Raw genomic sequence first — 16,180 nt, forward strand, 5'->3', positions numbered from 1 at the left:
ATTTGATGTAGTCTGAAGGTATTTAATTGACTACAAATAGATTAAAAGAAACTCGCATGAGAATGGGCAACGGATAAGAAATTGGTAAAGTGCTTTGATACACTATATTTCTCATGCTGTCAAACAACTCTTATTTGTTTGCAAATATAATATTATTGCAGGTAATAATCAAAAATAACGAGGTTTATTTTCATTTTTACCTGCTGATATTTGTTCCGGATTATCAGATGCGATATATTTGTAATTAGGATTCGTACCGTGTTCCAAGCGGTTCATAAGTAACGACTTGCGGAGTTTTGGCAACAAGGGGATGCGGCTCCGTTTTATAGAAATGACTTATGCAAACCGACTTATCCATTTACAACAGTCTTCGCCCTTCCTTTATAGAAGGCGTTCACGCCGTGAAGTTCAATGCTTTGTCGGCGGTCATATCGCGTTACCGGGATTATGCCCGCAGTTCCGAACAAATAAAAGCGTACTCGGGAGATTCTCTGCTGATGCGGGACATCGCCTCCTTGCTTGACGAAGCACCCCGTCCCATAACGAGGGAATACCAGGATTTCACCCCGTTCCTGCTTCTTCTGATGCTTTCGGAGGAATTTCATGTCGTCCATTACGTCGAGCGTCTTGTAACGTGGTATTTCGGCTACTGTTGTGTCGATGAACTGCGGACGGTTTGCACCATTCTGTCCGAGTGTTCCTACCCGCATCACGACACGCTGCGGCTGCGGTTCAAGAATTACCTGCGTGAAGCCCGTAAGACATTGGGTATGCCCGTTGAATGTAACGCTGCTGTCATGCTGAAAATGCTCGACGCCTCTTATGAACATCTCACTCCCGCCGATGTCGGGGAGTTCGAGGAGCTGTTGCACCTGGGGGACGATTACGAGTTCATCTCCCGTGTCAAATCGAATTATCTTGCCTCGGATAACGTCACGGAACTCGCCGGGGTTTGCGGGTATTCCAGCACGATTACCTTCCGCCGGCGTTTCCAGCGGGTTTTCGGCTGCTCGGCCTCCTCGTGGTTACGTCAGCGCCGTATCGAACGTATCGGGGAGTTGTTGCGGACGACACACTACACGTTGCAGGAAATAGCCTACATGTGCGGTTTCTCCGCCCAATCCCACTTTACGGACTTTTGCAAGCGGAATATGGGGAGCAATCCCACTTCCATCCGCCAGGAAGGTCGGATCTGACATTAAAATCGGCTCCGTGATAAAAAAACGAAGAGAAAGATAAAAATCGTAATCCGCCGGTTTTTCGATTCGCTAACTTTATACGCGAAAGTAACAAGACGGATTATGATTGCATTTATAGAAAAATTAAACAGCGAAGTCCTGCGGAGTATCGAACGTATCGAATCGCGGGATACCGACGTGTTGAAAAAGTCGCTTGAAGCGTCACGTGTCCTGGGAGAAGCGTTCGACCGTTTGAAACAATATATCATCGGCTACCGTTTTCAAAACGATGACGAGGAAATAAAGTTCTTCAAAGAAATCAAACCTCGTCTTTTTTGCCGTCTGATCTATTACCGCAAGCTCTACAATATCGAGATGAACCGTCCGGTAGGAAGTATCGAGGCACAACGGGAGTACCTGGACGCCCATGTTCGGGCCATCAACGCGTACACGCAGAAACGCCTCGACTTTATCCGCTATTTCCGCAGCGGCGCTACACACCTGGACAGCCTCTATTTCCTGCGCGGGCAGACCGACACGGAGCAATACCTGGAAACCTTCTACTATGAACTCGACCCGCAGTTTTCGACAAACGCGGATTTCAAGGTGGCGAAAATCCTGGCCAACGATATGTTGTCGGTTTATCTTATGGGCGAATTGGAATCACTGGAGAGCACGAACCTCCGGAACATGGTTCTGCCATTGCCTGACGTGCGTCCGACATGGCAGGACTCGAAGACGGATCTGACGGAACTTATTTACCTGCTCGACAGTAAAGGCTGTTTCGGCAATGTGCCACTCACGCAACTTGCCAGCTACATTTCCAACGCTTTCAACGTACACCTCGACATGAACCTTTCGAGGACATTCTGCGATATGAAAATCCGAAACAACCCGACACCGTGGCTTGACAAGGCGAAAGAGGCCCTGCTTAAACGTATGCAGACGTGGAAGCGAAACAAGAAAAACGGCAATTCCGAGTAGAACATGAACCGGTAAAGCACTCTATTTCTTATAGAAGCACTGATAATCAGCGTTGTATATAACAAAAGAACCGAGGTCGGTTTTCCCCCGTAACTCTCGAAAGGAACTTTCCCGAACGCCCGTATTTGCACCCGTATAAGGAGCCGATACGGGTGTTCCGTTGTAGCCCCGTCCGGATTAGAACACCGTTAAGCGTTGAATCACAGTATGCTATCGCATTTCTGCCAATAAAAATACCGAGTACGGGCCGCGGATTTCGGTAAAAAACACTGCCTTCTTCACCGCATGAACCGTTGAGAATCAGTTCACTGCAAATTATCAAAAAAAAGTCGTACCGACCTCGTTTTAAGCTGTCCATATAAGCCCGACCTTTGTAACAGACTAAAAAACAAAGGAGTATGAAAATCATAGTGATCGGTTCGCGAGCCTATAACGAGCTTGTCGGGCGTATAGAGAAAATAGAGGCTGCAATCGCCTCTCTCCCTGAAAAGGGGCGTGCATGGAATAAGGAGTATATAAACGACGAATGGATGGACGGCGAGCAGGTCTGCCGTTACCTGGGCATCAGCGGGCGTACCCTTCAACGCCTCCGCTCGGATCACGTGATCACCTATTCGGCCATCAACCGGAAGCTGTATTATTCCCTCACGGAAATCCGCCGTGTGCTGAAGGAGCGTTCCGTGCGGCGCAAAAACCGACCAAAGGAGTAGGCCATGTTTCTGGATAAGGAATATTTCGACGGATGGATGCAGCGGCTCTCGGAACGGCTGGAACGTATTGAGAAGCTGTGCGCGGGGGATGTGGAGCAACCGCTTTCCATCCTGCCTGACGGGGAGCGTCTTCTGGACAATTACGACCTGTGCCGTATGCTCAATATCAGCAAGCGCACACTCCAGCGTTACCGCACCTCGGGAGAGCTGCCTTACGAGATGATCTATCACAAGACCTTCTACCGGGAATCGGACGTCCTGCGGTTCATCGAGCGTAACTTCAGTAATTTCCGCAAGCTGAAAAAGGATCGTCCTGCCGGTTCCGGTTAGGCCCTGTCCCGAGAGTCCGGCGTCATGGAAAAACGCGGAGATACATGGAATAAGGCACGACAAGGCGGTACAACCGTTCGATATTTGCCGTAAAATCAGTATGTTTGCACTTGGAAGCCTATATAATAATGAACAATGAAAGAAACAGATAAAATATATCCTGCCGACAAAGGGGAGGAAGAGCTACTGCATAACGTGCGCCATATCTTGCAGGAAGCGCGCGCGAAGGTGATACATCATGTCAATTCGACCCTCGTGAGGGCTTACTGGCAGGTAGGGAAATATATAGTGGAGTACGAGCAGCAGGGAACCGGCCGTGCCGGATATGGCAAGGCTGTCATCAACACCCTTTCCAGGCGGCTCGTGGCGGAGTTCGGAAACGGGTTCACGGCCACCAACCTGCGGTACATGAGGCAGTTTTACCAGTGCTACCCGAAATATCACACGCTGTGTGATAAATTGAGCTGGTCGCATTGCCGCACGCTTCTCAAGGTGTCGGGCGATGCCGCCCGTGATTTTTACCTGCACGAGTGCGTCAAGGAAAACTGGAGTGTCCGGCAGCTCGACCGCCAAATCAACACGCTTTTCTATGACCGCCTGCTGGCCAGCCGAGACAAGAAAGCCGTGAAAGAGGAGATTTCCCGTACCGAACCCGGGCGTGTCGAACCCAAAGAGATCATCCGCGACCCGTATATCCTGGAGTTTCTCGGTATCCCCCAGGGAGAGCATTTTCTGGAAACCGATCTGGAGCAACTGCTCATCAGCCGCTTGCAGCGCTTGATGCTCGAACTCGGGAAAGGCTTCGCCTTCGTCGCGCGACAGAAGCGTATCTCCTTCGACGACAAGCATTTCTACATCGACCTGGTCTTTTACAATTACCTGGCCCGCTGTTTCGTTTTAATAGACCTTAAATCCGGGGAGCTGACCCATCAGGATTTGGGGCAGATGCAGATGTATGTCAATTACTACACCCGTGAGTTGATGAATCCCGGGGATAACCCTCCGGTGGGTATCGTCCTCTGCGCGGAGAAAAACGACGCGGTCGTCCGTTATACGCTGCCCGAAGATGAAAAGCAGGTCTTCGCCGCCCAGTACATGACCTATCTTCCCACGCAGGAGGAGCTGCAAACACTCTTGCAGGAAGTGTGACAACAACGCTCATGGGCATATGAAAAAAGCCGACGGAAATCTGTACTTCCGTCGGCTTTTCGCTTACATCTTAATCCCTTTCTTTGCGGGGCCGTTCTCCGGCGGGCTGCCCACGCCCGCGATCACGATGCGCCCCCCGGAGGCGTCGGCAATCTGCCGCAGCCGGGAAGGAATACGGGCCGCCGTGTTGTCTTCCTTCGGGAGCTCTTCCGCCGTGTCATGCCGTTCCCGGCACACGTCGTTATCCTCCTCCGCCTCCTTTCCCTCGCTCTCTTCTATCGGTTTGAGGCTTTGCTGTATCCTGCGGTCTATTTCCGTCAGGTCAGTTTTCAGGGCCGTCAGTTCGGGCTCCTTGCGCCAGGAACTTTCCACCACTTCCCGCAGGACGGGAATATCTTTCTCCAGTTCCTCGTTCTTTTTCCGGAATTTTTCCAGTGTCGGCTCGATGGTCGCGAGCGCGTGGATGAAGTTCATCGCCGCCAGTCGCGGGTCGGAGGCGATATTCCCGTAGTTATACTGGTATAGATAATCCCCTTCACCCCGGACATAAAAACGGTTCTGCACCAGGTCGAGCCCGTCTTTCCCGGTCGTTTCGCTCTGGACGAGCAGTTCGAACCCGTAGAGGCTCCCGATGGGTTCGAGCCTGTCGAGCGTGCGTGCCGTTTCGGCGATACGGTTGAGCTGTTTCCCGATGAGCTTGGGGTCGGAGGTTTCCAGCCCGTTCAGTTTCACGGGATTGCGGTACGAGCCGTCCTCGTTGAACTCGACGCGGGCCTTGAAGTGTTCCAGATCCTTGCCGATACGCCGTATCAGGTCGTTGTTCTTCTCTATCTTCTCCGTGATCTGCTCCAGCTTGTAGCGGCTCGATGATTTGCCGCGCACGAATGCCTGGCGTTCGCTTTCGAGCGTGGCGATCTTCTTCTCCAGGCGGGCCTTGTCCAGCAGGTCTGTATTTCCCGAGAGGACGGCTACATACTCGGAAAAATTCATGCCGCTTTTCTCGTCGATGGCCCCCTCGTCGATGGTACGGCTTCCCATGTTGTTGGTCTTGAGCTGGCGGATGAACAGTTGCTTGTTGTGCAACAGCCCGAACTTGTAGGCGTCGAGCGACTTCTCGACGGCGTATAATATCACGTCCACCTTGTTGTCGGCATGGAGTTTGGCGATCTCGTTCCCGGTGCGTATTCCCCGCCCGTCGCGCTGCTCCAGGTCGCTGGGACGCCAGGGGCAGTCCAGGTGGTGTATCGCCACGCAGCGTTTCTGCGCGTTCACTCCCGTCCCGAGCATCTCGGTCGATCCGAAGAGTACGCGGATTTTTCCCGGCGTTCATACCGGCGATCATCTCCTTGCGCGCTTTTTCCGAGGTCGCCTCCTGGATGAACCGCACCTCGCTTTGGGGTATGCCGTAATCCTCCGCGAGTTTACGCCGTATCTCGGAATAGACGTTCCACCCCGCTCCGGGTTTGTAGGTTCCCAGGTCGGAGAATACGAACTGCGTACCTTTGTACGCCTCGAAACGGCGGTAGTAACCGGCAATCATACGGGCGCAGTGGCTCGCCTTGTTGTCCACGTGGTCGCTGTATAGTTCGGGGTCTATCATACGCATATCGAGCGACATCTTGCGGGCGTAGTCTGTGGCAATGAGCATTTTCGCCTTTTCCTCCCGCTCCGAGAGCGGCAGGCGGCCCAGGAGCGTGGCATCGCCCGATTTGGCGAACTGCACCAGCCGTTCTATGAACTCCGTCTGCTGGGGTGTCGGCGGGATATTGTGCAATATCTCGTTCTTTTGCGGTCGGTCGATCCCTATATCCTCCGCCGAGCGGTAATCTGTAATCTCGGAGTAGAACATGGCCAGTTCGGGAACCTTGATGAAATATCGGAACCGTTCTTTCTGCACGACCTCGTTGGTCACGGAAAACTCGTAGTCGATGGTTTTCTTGGCAAATATGGCCGCCCAGGCATCGAAGGTGCGGATATTCTGACGCTCCAGTTCCTTCGGGCGCAGGTACTTGAAAAGCAGGTACAGTTCCGTGAGCGAGTTGGAGATGGTCGTTCCCGAGAGGAACGTCGCCCCCAGGTCGCGGCCCGTGCGCTGCTGTATGGTACGCAGCGCGAAAAGCATGTTGAGCGCCCGCTGCGACCCCTCGGGATTTCCGAGGCCCGCCACCCGGTCATGCCGGGTCGTGAAAGTCAGGTTCTTGAATTTGTGGCTCTCGTCCACGTAGAGGTGGTCGATACCCATGAGGCGGAAGTCCACGGCGTCGTCCTTGCGTGTTTCCAGCGCGTGCGCCACCTTCTGCAACTTGGCTTCCAGGTTGGCCTTGCGTTTCTGACACCCTTTCATCATGGCGCGGGAAACGTCCCTGCCTTGTGCTTTGAGCACTTCGAGGTTCTCCTCCACACAGTCCAGCTCGGCCTGCAATATCTCCTGCTGTATCTCCGGGGACTGGGGTATCATGCCGAACTGTTCGTGCGAGAGGATCACGACGTCCCAGTCGTTGTTGCGTATCTCCCGGAAGATGCGCTCACGCTTCCGGGGCGTGAAATCCTCCTTGCCCGGGTAGAGGACTTTGGCCATCGGGTAAGCGGTGCAGAACGTCCGGGCTATTTCATGGATGTTGGCTTTCAGCCCGATAATCATGGGTTTATTGGCCAGCCCGAGGCGTTTCTTCTCGTAGGCCCCGCAGCACATGATAAGGGTCTTTCCGCCGCCCACCTCGTGGTCGATTATCCCGCCGCCGAGCAGTTTGTCCATCCATATCGCGTCCTTCTGGCTGTCATACAGTTTGTCGATTCCCAGCCCCTTGAGGTCGAGGTCGGGGAATTCCTGGTGCGTCCCGTCGTACTTCGGGCGCACGTAACAGTTGAAAGTACGGTTATAGAGGTCTGTCAGGCGGTCTTTGAAGTCGGACGACTGCTCGCGCAGCCATTCGGGGAAAGCACCCCGGATCTCATCTATCTTGCTGTTGGCGAGCTGTATGGCCTCCCCGTCACGCACTTTGACCTCCCGCCGTTCTCCGTCCACCCATTTGAGGACGGTCTTGGTGATGTCGGGCGAAGTGTTTTGCAGGGCGTGTTTCAAAAGGTGCAGGCCGTTGTACTTACGGGTCTGCGCGCTGACGGCATACTGCTCCGTGATCTTCACGTTCGTCGCTTCCGCCTTCACGCCGTACTCGTCTAGGTTGGAGGCGAAGGTGATCTTCACCTCCGTATCGAAGAGCGAGGAGGCGAAACGCTCGTAAACACCTTTTGGAATCCACCGTTCGCCCAGGTTGAATCCAGGTCGTCGAAAGCGATGGGTTTGGGCGTCGCCTCGCGCAGAGCCTCCAGCGATTCCCGGGCCGGGGCGTGGTCGGGATTCTCCCGCAGGAACGCCTCGATCCGTTCGGCTTTCCCGATGACATTGCCGGCGATGAACTTGTCGGCAACCTCGTAGCCGTCCGTTTCCGGGTTGTAATAGATACGTCCTTTCAGTTCCCCGAGTATTCCCTCCACGGTAGTTCCCGTGAGCGAGGCCATGTAGTGCGGTTCCACCCGGCCGTACTTGTTCAGGCTGGCCACAAGGGCCTCCGAAGCGTCGTCGGCGTGCGTGATCTCATCGGGATTGAAGGCCACGGGACGCTCGAAGATGTCGGCTTTGCGTGCCTTGCCGTCGATGTAACGCTCCAGCGACAGAATCTCCGTCCCCCGCGCGTCCATCTTGATCAGGTCGAGGTTGCGTTTGTCATTGAGCCGTCCGAAGCGTTCGGTGAAATTGTCGTAAAGCCGGTTGAGCATCTCCCGCAGGGCGGGGTTCGCCGTCAGCGTTTCCGCCTCGTTGTTATAAAGGTGGTAATAGGCATCGCGTATCTCGATATACATGGAGGCTTTCGTCCGTTGTGCAGGCGTGAGTTCCAGCGGGTGGAACATGGGTTGCAGGGATTCAGTCTCCCGCAGGTAGCCGACCCGGTTTTGTCCGTCCGTGACGAGTGTTCCCTCGCGGAAATAGGGGGCGACCTCCCCCTCGAACGGTCGGGGTTTCATATCCGCCTCCCGTATCTGCGGCATTTCTTTACCGGGTTCTTCCTCCTCTGGATTGTCCGGCGTGTCGAACAGGCCGCCCGTTCTCGGCGTACCGGCGGCTTGTTTCCGTTTGCCTTTCGGGGCTTCCGTCGGGGGGCGTACCGCCTGCCGTTCCCGCTGTTCCGGGGTTTCCTGCTGCCGGGCGCTTTGTCGGCGCAATTCCGCCCTCCGTTCCGGGGTAAGCGACATCATCATCTCGTAAAAGCCGTTGATCGGCGGGTTGTCCTCCCAGTTCAGGGAGGCATACAAGTCTTCGGGATCACGCTCCGGTGGCGTCGTTTTCGGCATTTCGCTCTTCTGTTCCTCCGGAGAGGAGGCCGGGGCGAATAATGAGGGTTGTCGGGGCGTCTTCCGCTTTGCTCCCCGGCGGCTGTTCCTTTTCTTGGATATACCGAGTTCTGCCTGCCGCCGCTCCTCGGCGCTGAAGCCGAACAGATCGTAGAGCGTCAGCAACGGTTCCTGCTGCACATTTACCGGTTCGGCAGCTTGGGTGGCAGGTACGGGAGCCGCCGTTTCCACCGTGTCGAAAAGCGACCCGGCGAAGCCCTCCCGCGGTTTCGGTTCCGTTATTCCGCCCACGTGCTGCACGGGAGTATCTGCCATGCCGAAATCTTCGGGTTTCGGCGGGTGCTGCTCCCACAAGCGATTCTCCCGCTCCTTCGACCAGGCCCCGAAGTCGGCCAGATCCTCCCCGGTCGGTTCTCCGGCGGGTGTGGCAGCAGAATCCGGTAACACTTGTCCGGGTTTGTTTTCGATTCGGGTAATCTCCCCGGTTTCGGTATCGACATGGTAGCCCTGTGCCGCCATTTCGGCGACGACGCGGCGTTTTTCCTCCTCTTCCCGCTGCTGCTGAAGGTTACGGGCATCGGCGATAATCTCCTTGACGATTTCTCCGGCAAGGCGGGGCTCGTGTCTTTCGGCACGCTGGCGTTCCGCCTGACGGGGACGGGACAATTCCCGCTCCGGTGTACCGGGTGTCTGTTCCGGAGCATGTTCCAGGCAATAACTCTCGTTGAAATGCCGGTTGAAATCCTCCGAGAGCATACGCCGCATCTCCCGGTCGATGCCGTCCACGCCCTCCGCGTGGGTGAACTCCATCGCCGGTTTGCCGTAGGGGTCTTTGCCTACTTTGGCCTCGGTATGGATCACCCTGTCGAACGACTGGAAAAGGTTGTTTATCCGGATGCCGTTCGACAGCTTGCGGGATTCGATGAAATCCCGCTGCCGTTCGGACAGTTCCCCCGTGGCGGCTTTCTTTTGCAGGATAACCAGGTCGCTGCCGACCTCCGTCCCCGCGTGTTCTGTAAAGAGGTTGTTCGGCAGCCGGATGGCCGATACGGGCTCGCAGCGGTTCATCAGCCACTCGCGCACGGGGCGTCCCTGCTCGGCGTTCAATACTCCCTGCGAGGTGATGAATGCCACCAGGCCGCCCTCGCGTACCATATCGACGGACTTCATGAAAAAATAGTTGTGCAGCGCCCGTGTGCCTTGCCGCCGCACGGGGTCGGTATGGGTGGAGAAGAACGGGTCGAAGAGCGCCACGTCCCCGAAAGGGATGTTGCTCACGGCCACGTCGTAGTAACCGGCGTATTTGGGTTCGATGCGCTCGAATCCCTGTACCCGCACCCGTTTTTCGGGGTGCAGGTGCTTCAGGATCAACCCCGTGGCGGGGTCTTTCTCGAAGCAGGTGATCTCCGCATAGGGGGCGTGGAAATCCACGGCACTGACGAAAACCCCCGTTCCCGCACTGGGGTCAAGAATACGTTTGGGGACGATCCGCGTGTCCCATATCGCCTCCACGATGGCGTCTGCCACTTTCGGGGGCGTGTAAAAAGCCGTCAGGACGGAGTTCTTGATCCCGTCCATGTAGCGCTTGTATTCCCGTTCGTCGGGGGTGTTCGCCCTGATGACCTCGTGCAACTCGGCCACGAGCGTTGCCATGCCGTCCTTGTCCGGTTTCCCGGTGGGGTTTTCCAGCACTTCCTTGATGGCGCCGAAGCCGCTGTATGCGCCGAGTGTCCTTTCTTCTTCGGGAGTCGGCGCCCGCCGTTCCCTGTCGAGCGTGAAGGCCGTCTTCAGCGCGTCGATATTCTGGCGGAGGTGGGTTTTCTTATTGAATGCCATCTTCGAGAAGTATTTGGACGGTTCCCGTCAGTTCGGTATAGAACAGTTCGTAGTCGGGCGTGTCGGCGAAGTCGTCCGTGAGGTCGTACTTCTCCAGCACCCCGCGGCAGAGGGGCAGCAGGCGTAGAGCCGCCTGCCGGGCGGTATCCTCGGGAATCTCCGCCTCGAATTCCCTCCAGAGGATGTTTACCAGCGTGTTGTAGGGTGAAAAGTGCAGTCCGCGGCAGAGTTCCTCGCGGGCAATTTCTTCGGCCTCGATGTGGTTGCAGCCCGAACGGATCGCCTCGCTGTACGCTTGGGCGGCGCTGTCGGCCCGCTCGGCGATGAACTCACTTTCGGCGATGAGTTCCGGGTGGCTGTCCTTGAGGTAGGATAGTAACGAAAGTCCGTAATAGGACAATTCCCCCGTGGGGGTATGGTGTTGCTTGTCTGGCATGATAAGAATTTTTAGTGGTCGTTGATAATCGGGGAAGAGAAAGGCGCCCCGGGTTCCCACCCGAAGCGCCGACCACTGAAAAAATCCTTATCAAACAAGCGTATCTCGTTATGACAGGTCTTTTCCAGTGGCAAAGGTAACGATTATTTCCGTTTGTTCCTCTTTCCCTGCCTGGGAGTATCGCGCGGTTCGAAAACGAACGAGGTCTTGAACTGGTCATCGAGCGTGAGGGCCGCGTCGAACGTTCCGCCGCCGTTTTTGACGAATCCCCGGATCGTGCCGGTTTTGCCTTTGGTCAGCAGTTCCGCGAGCTGCTTGTCGGTCAGCTCCTTGCGGCCCACGGTTCTCCATACGGTCAGGCCGCAATCGGGATTCTGACACTTGGCGAGTTTGGGATAGAACACCACGGGCCTGCCGCAACGCGGGCAGGCTGTGTCACTCTCCGCGCCGTCGATTCTTGCTTCCAGCAGTTCTTTGGCGATTTGCGAGGTGAAGACCTCGATACCGCGATGGAACGTCGGGGCGTCCATCTCCCCGGTGGCGATCTTCGAGAGGGCCAGTTCCCAGCCGCCCGTCATGGCGACATCGGCGATCTTCTTGTCCCTGACCACGGCATACACGGCCAGTCCCTTGTCCGTGGGTACAAGCGACTTTTTCTCTCGCCTGACATACTCGCGGGCAAAGAGCGTTTCGATGATGGCGGCACGGGTGGCGGGCGTGCCGATGCCGGCATCTTCATCGCCTCGCGTTCGGCCTCGTCGGACAGTTCGCGTCCGGCGGTTTCCATCGCCGCCAGCAGGCTCGATTCCGTGTGAAGGGGGCGCGGCCGGGTCTGTTTCTGTTCCGTGCCGCATCCTTTGACGGGCAGCTCGTCGCCTTGCACGATGTCGGGAAGGAGGGTCATGTCCTCCTCTTTCTCTTCGACAGGTTCATTCAGGACGGCCCGCCAGCCCGTCTCGACCATGATACTGCCGCGGGCCGTGAAATCATGTCCCGCGCTTTGCAGGGTAAGGAAAGTGTTTTCTTTCACGCAGGCCCCGGAAAAGGTTTCGAGCATCCGCCCCGCGACCATCTCATAGACGATGCGGTGGTCGGCATCCAGTTCGGAGGGGAGGTTCTCGGTGGGAAGCAGCGCGTGGTGGTCGGCGATCTTTTCGTTGTCCACGCTTCGGCGGGAGAGAGATGCGGTATCCATCCTGCCCGCGTATTCCGCGAAACGGGGATAGCGTGTCATGTTCCCGATGAGTGCCGGAATCTCCTCGGCCACATCTTCCGATATATAGCGTGAGCCGGTACGGGGATAAGTGATGAACTTCTTCTCGTAAAGCGACTGGGCGATGTCGAGCGTTTTTTCTGCCGAAAAACCATACCGGCTGTTGGCCTCTTTTTGGAGTGTCGTCAGGTCGTACAAGAGAGGCGGCTGTTCCCTGGCCTCCTTGCGCTCCACGTTCACGACGCGTACCGTTCGGACGCCGATAACCTCGGCGCGGGCTGCTTCCGCCTTCTCCCTGCCGTCGAATTTCTCCGTGGAGAGGACGGTGAACTCCGTGCCCTCCTTTGCCGTGGAGAGCTTCAGCCGGAAATAGGTGGCGGGCTTGAACGCCTTGTTCTCCAGGTAACGGGAGCAGATGATCGCCAGCGTGGGGGTCTGCACCCGTCCGAGCGACCAGACGCCCCGCCCGGCAGCCACGGCAAGCGCTTGCGAGGCGTTGATACCGACGATCCAGTCGGCTTCGCTGCGGGCTTTGGCCGAGAGGTAAAGGTTGTCGTATTCGTTGCCGGGGCGGAGGTGTTGTAACCCCTCGCGGATGGCCCGGTCGGTCAGGCTGCTGATCCATAACCGCACGAAAGGGGTGCGGCATTCCAGGTAAGAGTAGATGTAGCGGAAGATCAGCTCCCCTTCACGCCCCGCGTCGGTCGCGACGATGATGCGCTCGGCCATGCCGAACAATTCCCGGAGAATACCGAGCTGCTTCACGACACCCGGGTCGGCCTTATACTCTTTACCCTCCCGAACCTGCCGGGGCAGGAGGATGAACGATGATGGCAGGATAGGCAGGTTTTCCCGGCGGAAACCCGCGATGCCGTACTGTTGGGGCATTGCCAGCCCGACCAGGTGGCCGAAGGCCCAGGTTACGGCGTAGCCGTTTCCCTCGATAAAACCGTCTTTACGGTTCGTGGCTCCCACGATGGCGGCGATCTCACGCGCCACCGAGGGCTTTTCTGCGATAATTACTTGCATGATGATTCGGATTTTTCAGTGGTTGTTTTCTTGTAGTTCTTCTTCTTTCTCTTTTTCCGGACGGGCGATCAGCCGGCGGTCGTAATAGACATGGTTGCCGTTCCCGTCGTAATACTGCCGTCCGTCGTCCGCCTCCTCCGGGGGGCTGCGTTTACCCGGCCGGAGGTACAAGGCGGCCAGCGCCGCGATCAGGAGCGGCATGGCTCCGGCCTGCATGTAGAACCATTTCATACGTTATACCTTGACACCTTTGGAGTTGCTCTTTTTGCTGCTGCGGTAATTTTTCTTCTGCGTCGGGGTGGCTTCCTGCTGTCCCTGCTTGAGCGGCTCTTTCACACCTTTGACCGCTTCGACGGTCTTGCCCTCGGAATTGACGGCGACCTGGGTACGGCTTTCAACGGCGGGTTTGACCTCCGCTCCCTGCCGTTTCGCACGGTCGGGATTCCAGCGGAAGAAGTCCATCTTGTTACGCTCGAAGTTGGGCTTGACCCAGGCGTTGAACGGCTCACCCTGCCCGTCCTTGACCATGCCCTTGATGTAGAAAGCCTTGACATCCGCCCGCTTGGAGGGATCATTCACCGCTTCCGTCCACTGGTCATAAGCCTCTTTGGGCACGGAGGCTTTGAGGATTGTCCGGTGAATCGTGAGCGTGGGCTGTCGTTCGGAGGCCGTAGTTTCCTGCCGTCCGTTTTTCTCGGCGGCCTTCTGGCGGTAAATCTCCTTGTTCTCCTGGGCGTAGCGGTTGCGATCCAAACCGTCGTAGGTAAAGGAATAGTTACGTTCGGCCGCGTCGATTTGGATATAGGCATCCCGCTTATAACCCGCGCGGGTGGTATATCCTTCGAGCAACACCTTGCCGCCGCCGTAGAAATCCATCTGCTTGCCTTCCGAGAGGTCGGCCTCCTTGATGCGGGCACGTTTTTCGAGTAACGAAACGGGCATGGGTTCCAGCGTGTTCGTCCATTTGTCTATCGACACGTAGCAGGGCGTGAGCTTGCCCGGCTCCAGCTCCAGGTCGATCACTTTCCCGGCATGACGGGTGTTCATCAGGTTCGTTTTCGCCTCCTCATCGAGCAGCACCCCGTGGAAGGGGGCGTCGAGGTCGGGCCGTTCCTGCCAGTAATGCGGCACGACGCGCAGCGAGCCGTCCGCCTGCTCTTCGAGCGACACGCGCCCTTTGGTGGAAACACGCATCCCGTTCTCCAGTTCGGGGTTCATCTCCACCAGCCCGTTGGATTTATGTCCGTAAGACATGGCTTTCAGGTGCGGCTCGATGTCCTCCATGCGGATACCTTTCTTCTCCATATCCGCCAGGTCTATCTTCGTGACGTCCAGCGGCTCGAACTGCCGCTGCTCCTGCGTCTGGAGCCGTTCGGAGGGGTCGATACGGTAATTTTCCAGAATCTCCGGGTCGAAGTCGATGCGGATAAGTTTGTTCAGGGCATTCTCCGTCATGACGAAGATACCCGTGTGGACGGGGTTCTGGGCCTGTTCCATGAACTTTTTGAAGAAGGCTTCGAGGGCTGAATCCTGCGTGTTCACGTTCAGCAGGCTCGCCACATTCTGATCCGTGGGGTCGGCGGTCTGGATATTGCCGTCCCGATCCACGCCGGTAACGGCTTGCAGTCGTCCGTCGTCGGCATTCTGAACGAGCATGACTTGTTTAGCGTCGTTCTTTACGTTTTCGTCCATAATTACGAGTGTTTTTAGTTAGCACCAATAGCGATGCGGGAACGAAAGTAAGGGGAACCGGCTGAACGTAAAAGAGTTGGAAAGGCTATGGAAGCATCGGGCACAGAAGTGGCCGCTTGTGGCGCAGGGCAGAGGAAATCGGAGAAACGGAGTGCCGGGAAGGACGGATTTGGCAGAGGGTATTTTCGTGGCTCCTCACCTTATTGTCAGGTAGTCGGGATCTATTGTTAAATGTCAATAAAGCGCATGGATAACCCGTGTTTTTTTATAAATTTGCGAAAACGGGTTTCAATATCCGACAAAACGTGAGGCATGGAAATATATACCCCAAAAACCAAGATCAAACTTTCTCCGGTGATAAGAAACGGGAGAGAATTTGTCGAAGTGACTTTCGGTAATGACAATGACATCCGCTTGTCGCTGTCGAAGGAAGAAAACGTACTGCTTGTCGGCGGCAGGGCTTATCTGCCGGCAGAAGATTTCGTGCTTGCCGAGTTCTTCGACCGCTATGTGAAAATGGCGTTTATAGACTATTCTGCCATCAAGGAAACCGCCCCCCGTAAAGAGGAAGACAAACGGCCGCCACTGCCGGAAGGCTATCTGGAAAAACTTCAGCAAGTGCGTTACAGTGACCATACCGTAAGGGTATATACCTCCTATTTCCGCGATTTCCAACAGCATTTCGAGGGGCGTAAGATTGAAACGGTTACCCCCGGCGAGATAAACGACTACCTGCTGTATCTCATCCACGAGAAAAACATATCCTCCTGCCAGCAAAACCAGCGTATCAACGCCATCAAGTTCTATTACGAGAAAGTTCTCGGTCAGGAACGGCGGTGTTACAAGGTGAACCGTGCCAAACGGGAGAAGACGCTGCCCGACGTGTTGAGCAAGGAGGAAATAAAGAAGATACTCGACGCGACGGTGACAGACCTGCGCTTCTTCTGCATGTTCTCCATACTCTATTCCGCAGGATTGCGCATCAGCGAACTGCTGGAACTGAAACCCGGCGACATCAACGAATCCCGCTCCCTGATACGGGTGCGGCAGGGTAAAGGAAAAAAAGACCGCTACACCCTGCTATCAAAACCGTTGATGAAAAAGCTGACGGAATATAACAGACTATACAAACCGAAAGTGTGGCTTTTTGAACACAGACCGGGCGAACCTTTCACCGAGAGTATCGTGTCGAAACGGCTGAAGGCAGCGGCCCGGGAAGCGGGAATCACGAAACGGATTTATCCGCACCTGCTGCGCCATTCGTTCGCCACCC

General features: G+C 56.0%; 9 protein-coding genes and 2 pseudogenes. 6 read left to right on the forward strand and 5 right to left on the reverse strand.

Annotated features, from left to right (window positions below; all coding sequences use genetic code 11):
* The first annotated feature begins 338 nt into the window (after positions 1-338).
* The 5 genes from HMPREF9007_RS28130 (at position 339) to HMPREF9007_RS00510 (ending at position 4,351) form a co-directional block, all read left to right on the forward strand.
* Complete coding sequence (locus tag HMPREF9007_RS28130; protein ID WP_004294809.1) at positions 339-1,196, forward strand: helix-turn-helix transcriptional regulator; 858 nt, start codon at positions 339-341, stop codon at positions 1,194-1,196.
* Positions 1,197-1,301: 105 nt separating this feature from the next.
* Positions 1,302-2,162: an RteC domain-containing protein gene (locus HMPREF9007_RS00520; RefSeq protein WP_004295489.1), complete on the forward strand. Its 861-nt coding sequence runs from the start codon at positions 1,302-1,304 to the stop codon at positions 2,160-2,162.
* A 398-nt stretch (positions 2,163-2,560) separates the two neighbouring features.
* Positions 2,561-2,872 (forward strand): helix-turn-helix domain-containing protein, encoded by a 312-nt coding sequence (locus HMPREF9007_RS0125530; RefSeq protein WP_004303820.1) that lies wholly within the window; start codon positions 2,561-2,563, stop codon positions 2,870-2,872.
* Positions 2,873-2,875: 3 nt separating this feature from the next.
* Positions 2,876-3,202: a helix-turn-helix domain-containing protein gene (locus HMPREF9007_RS00515; RefSeq protein WP_004295487.1), complete on the forward strand. Its 327-nt coding sequence runs from the start codon at positions 2,876-2,878 to the stop codon at positions 3,200-3,202.
* A gap of 135 nt (positions 3,203-3,337) precedes the next feature.
* Positions 3,338-4,351 (forward strand): PDDEXK nuclease domain-containing protein, encoded by a 1,014-nt coding sequence (locus HMPREF9007_RS00510; protein ID WP_004319206.1) that lies wholly within the window; start codon positions 3,338-3,340, stop codon positions 4,349-4,351.
* A gap of 63 nt (positions 4,352-4,414) precedes the next feature.
* On the opposite strand, the pseudogene HMPREF9007_RS00505 reads toward HMPREF9007_RS00510, so the two are convergent.
* The 5 genes and pseudogenes from HMPREF9007_RS00505 to HMPREF9007_RS00485 form a co-directional block, all read right to left on the reverse strand.
* Positions 4,415-10,537: pseudogene (locus tag HMPREF9007_RS00505) on the reverse strand (helicase-related protein).
* Positions 10,524-10,973: a DUF1896 family protein gene (locus HMPREF9007_RS00500; protein ID WP_004295482.1), complete on the reverse strand. Its 450-nt coding sequence runs from the start codon at positions 10,971-10,973 to the stop codon at positions 10,524-10,526. The pseudogene HMPREF9007_RS00505 and the gene HMPREF9007_RS00500 overlap by 14 nt, the downstream one beginning before the upstream one ends.
* A gap of 143 nt (positions 10,974-11,116) precedes the next feature.
* Positions 11,117-13,215, reverse strand: a pseudogene (locus tag HMPREF9007_RS00495) (DNA topoisomerase).
* Positions 13,216-13,230: 15 nt separating this feature from the next.
* Positions 13,231-13,446, reverse strand: a complete 216-nt coding sequence (locus tag HMPREF9007_RS00490; RefSeq protein WP_004319199.1) for a hypothetical protein — start codon at positions 13,444-13,446, stop codon at positions 13,231-13,233.
* A gap of 3 nt (positions 13,447-13,449) precedes the next feature.
* Complete coding sequence (locus tag HMPREF9007_RS00485) at positions 13,450-14,907, reverse strand: DUF3945 domain-containing protein (RefSeq protein WP_007558960.1); 1,458 nt, start codon at positions 14,905-14,907, stop codon at positions 13,450-13,452.
* Positions 14,908-15,219: 312 nt separating this feature from the next.
* Between HMPREF9007_RS00485 and HMPREF9007_RS00480 the strand changes: the two genes are divergently transcribed.
* Positions 15,220-16,180, forward strand: a 961-nt coding sequence (locus HMPREF9007_RS00480; RefSeq protein WP_008763865.1) for a site-specific integrase, incomplete at its 3' end; no start/stop codon positions are given.

Source organism: Bacteroides sp. 1_1_14, from assembly GCF_000162515.1.
Classification (GTDB): domain Bacteria; phylum Bacteroidota; class Bacteroidia; order Bacteroidales; family Bacteroidaceae; genus Bacteroides; species Bacteroides thetaiotaomicron.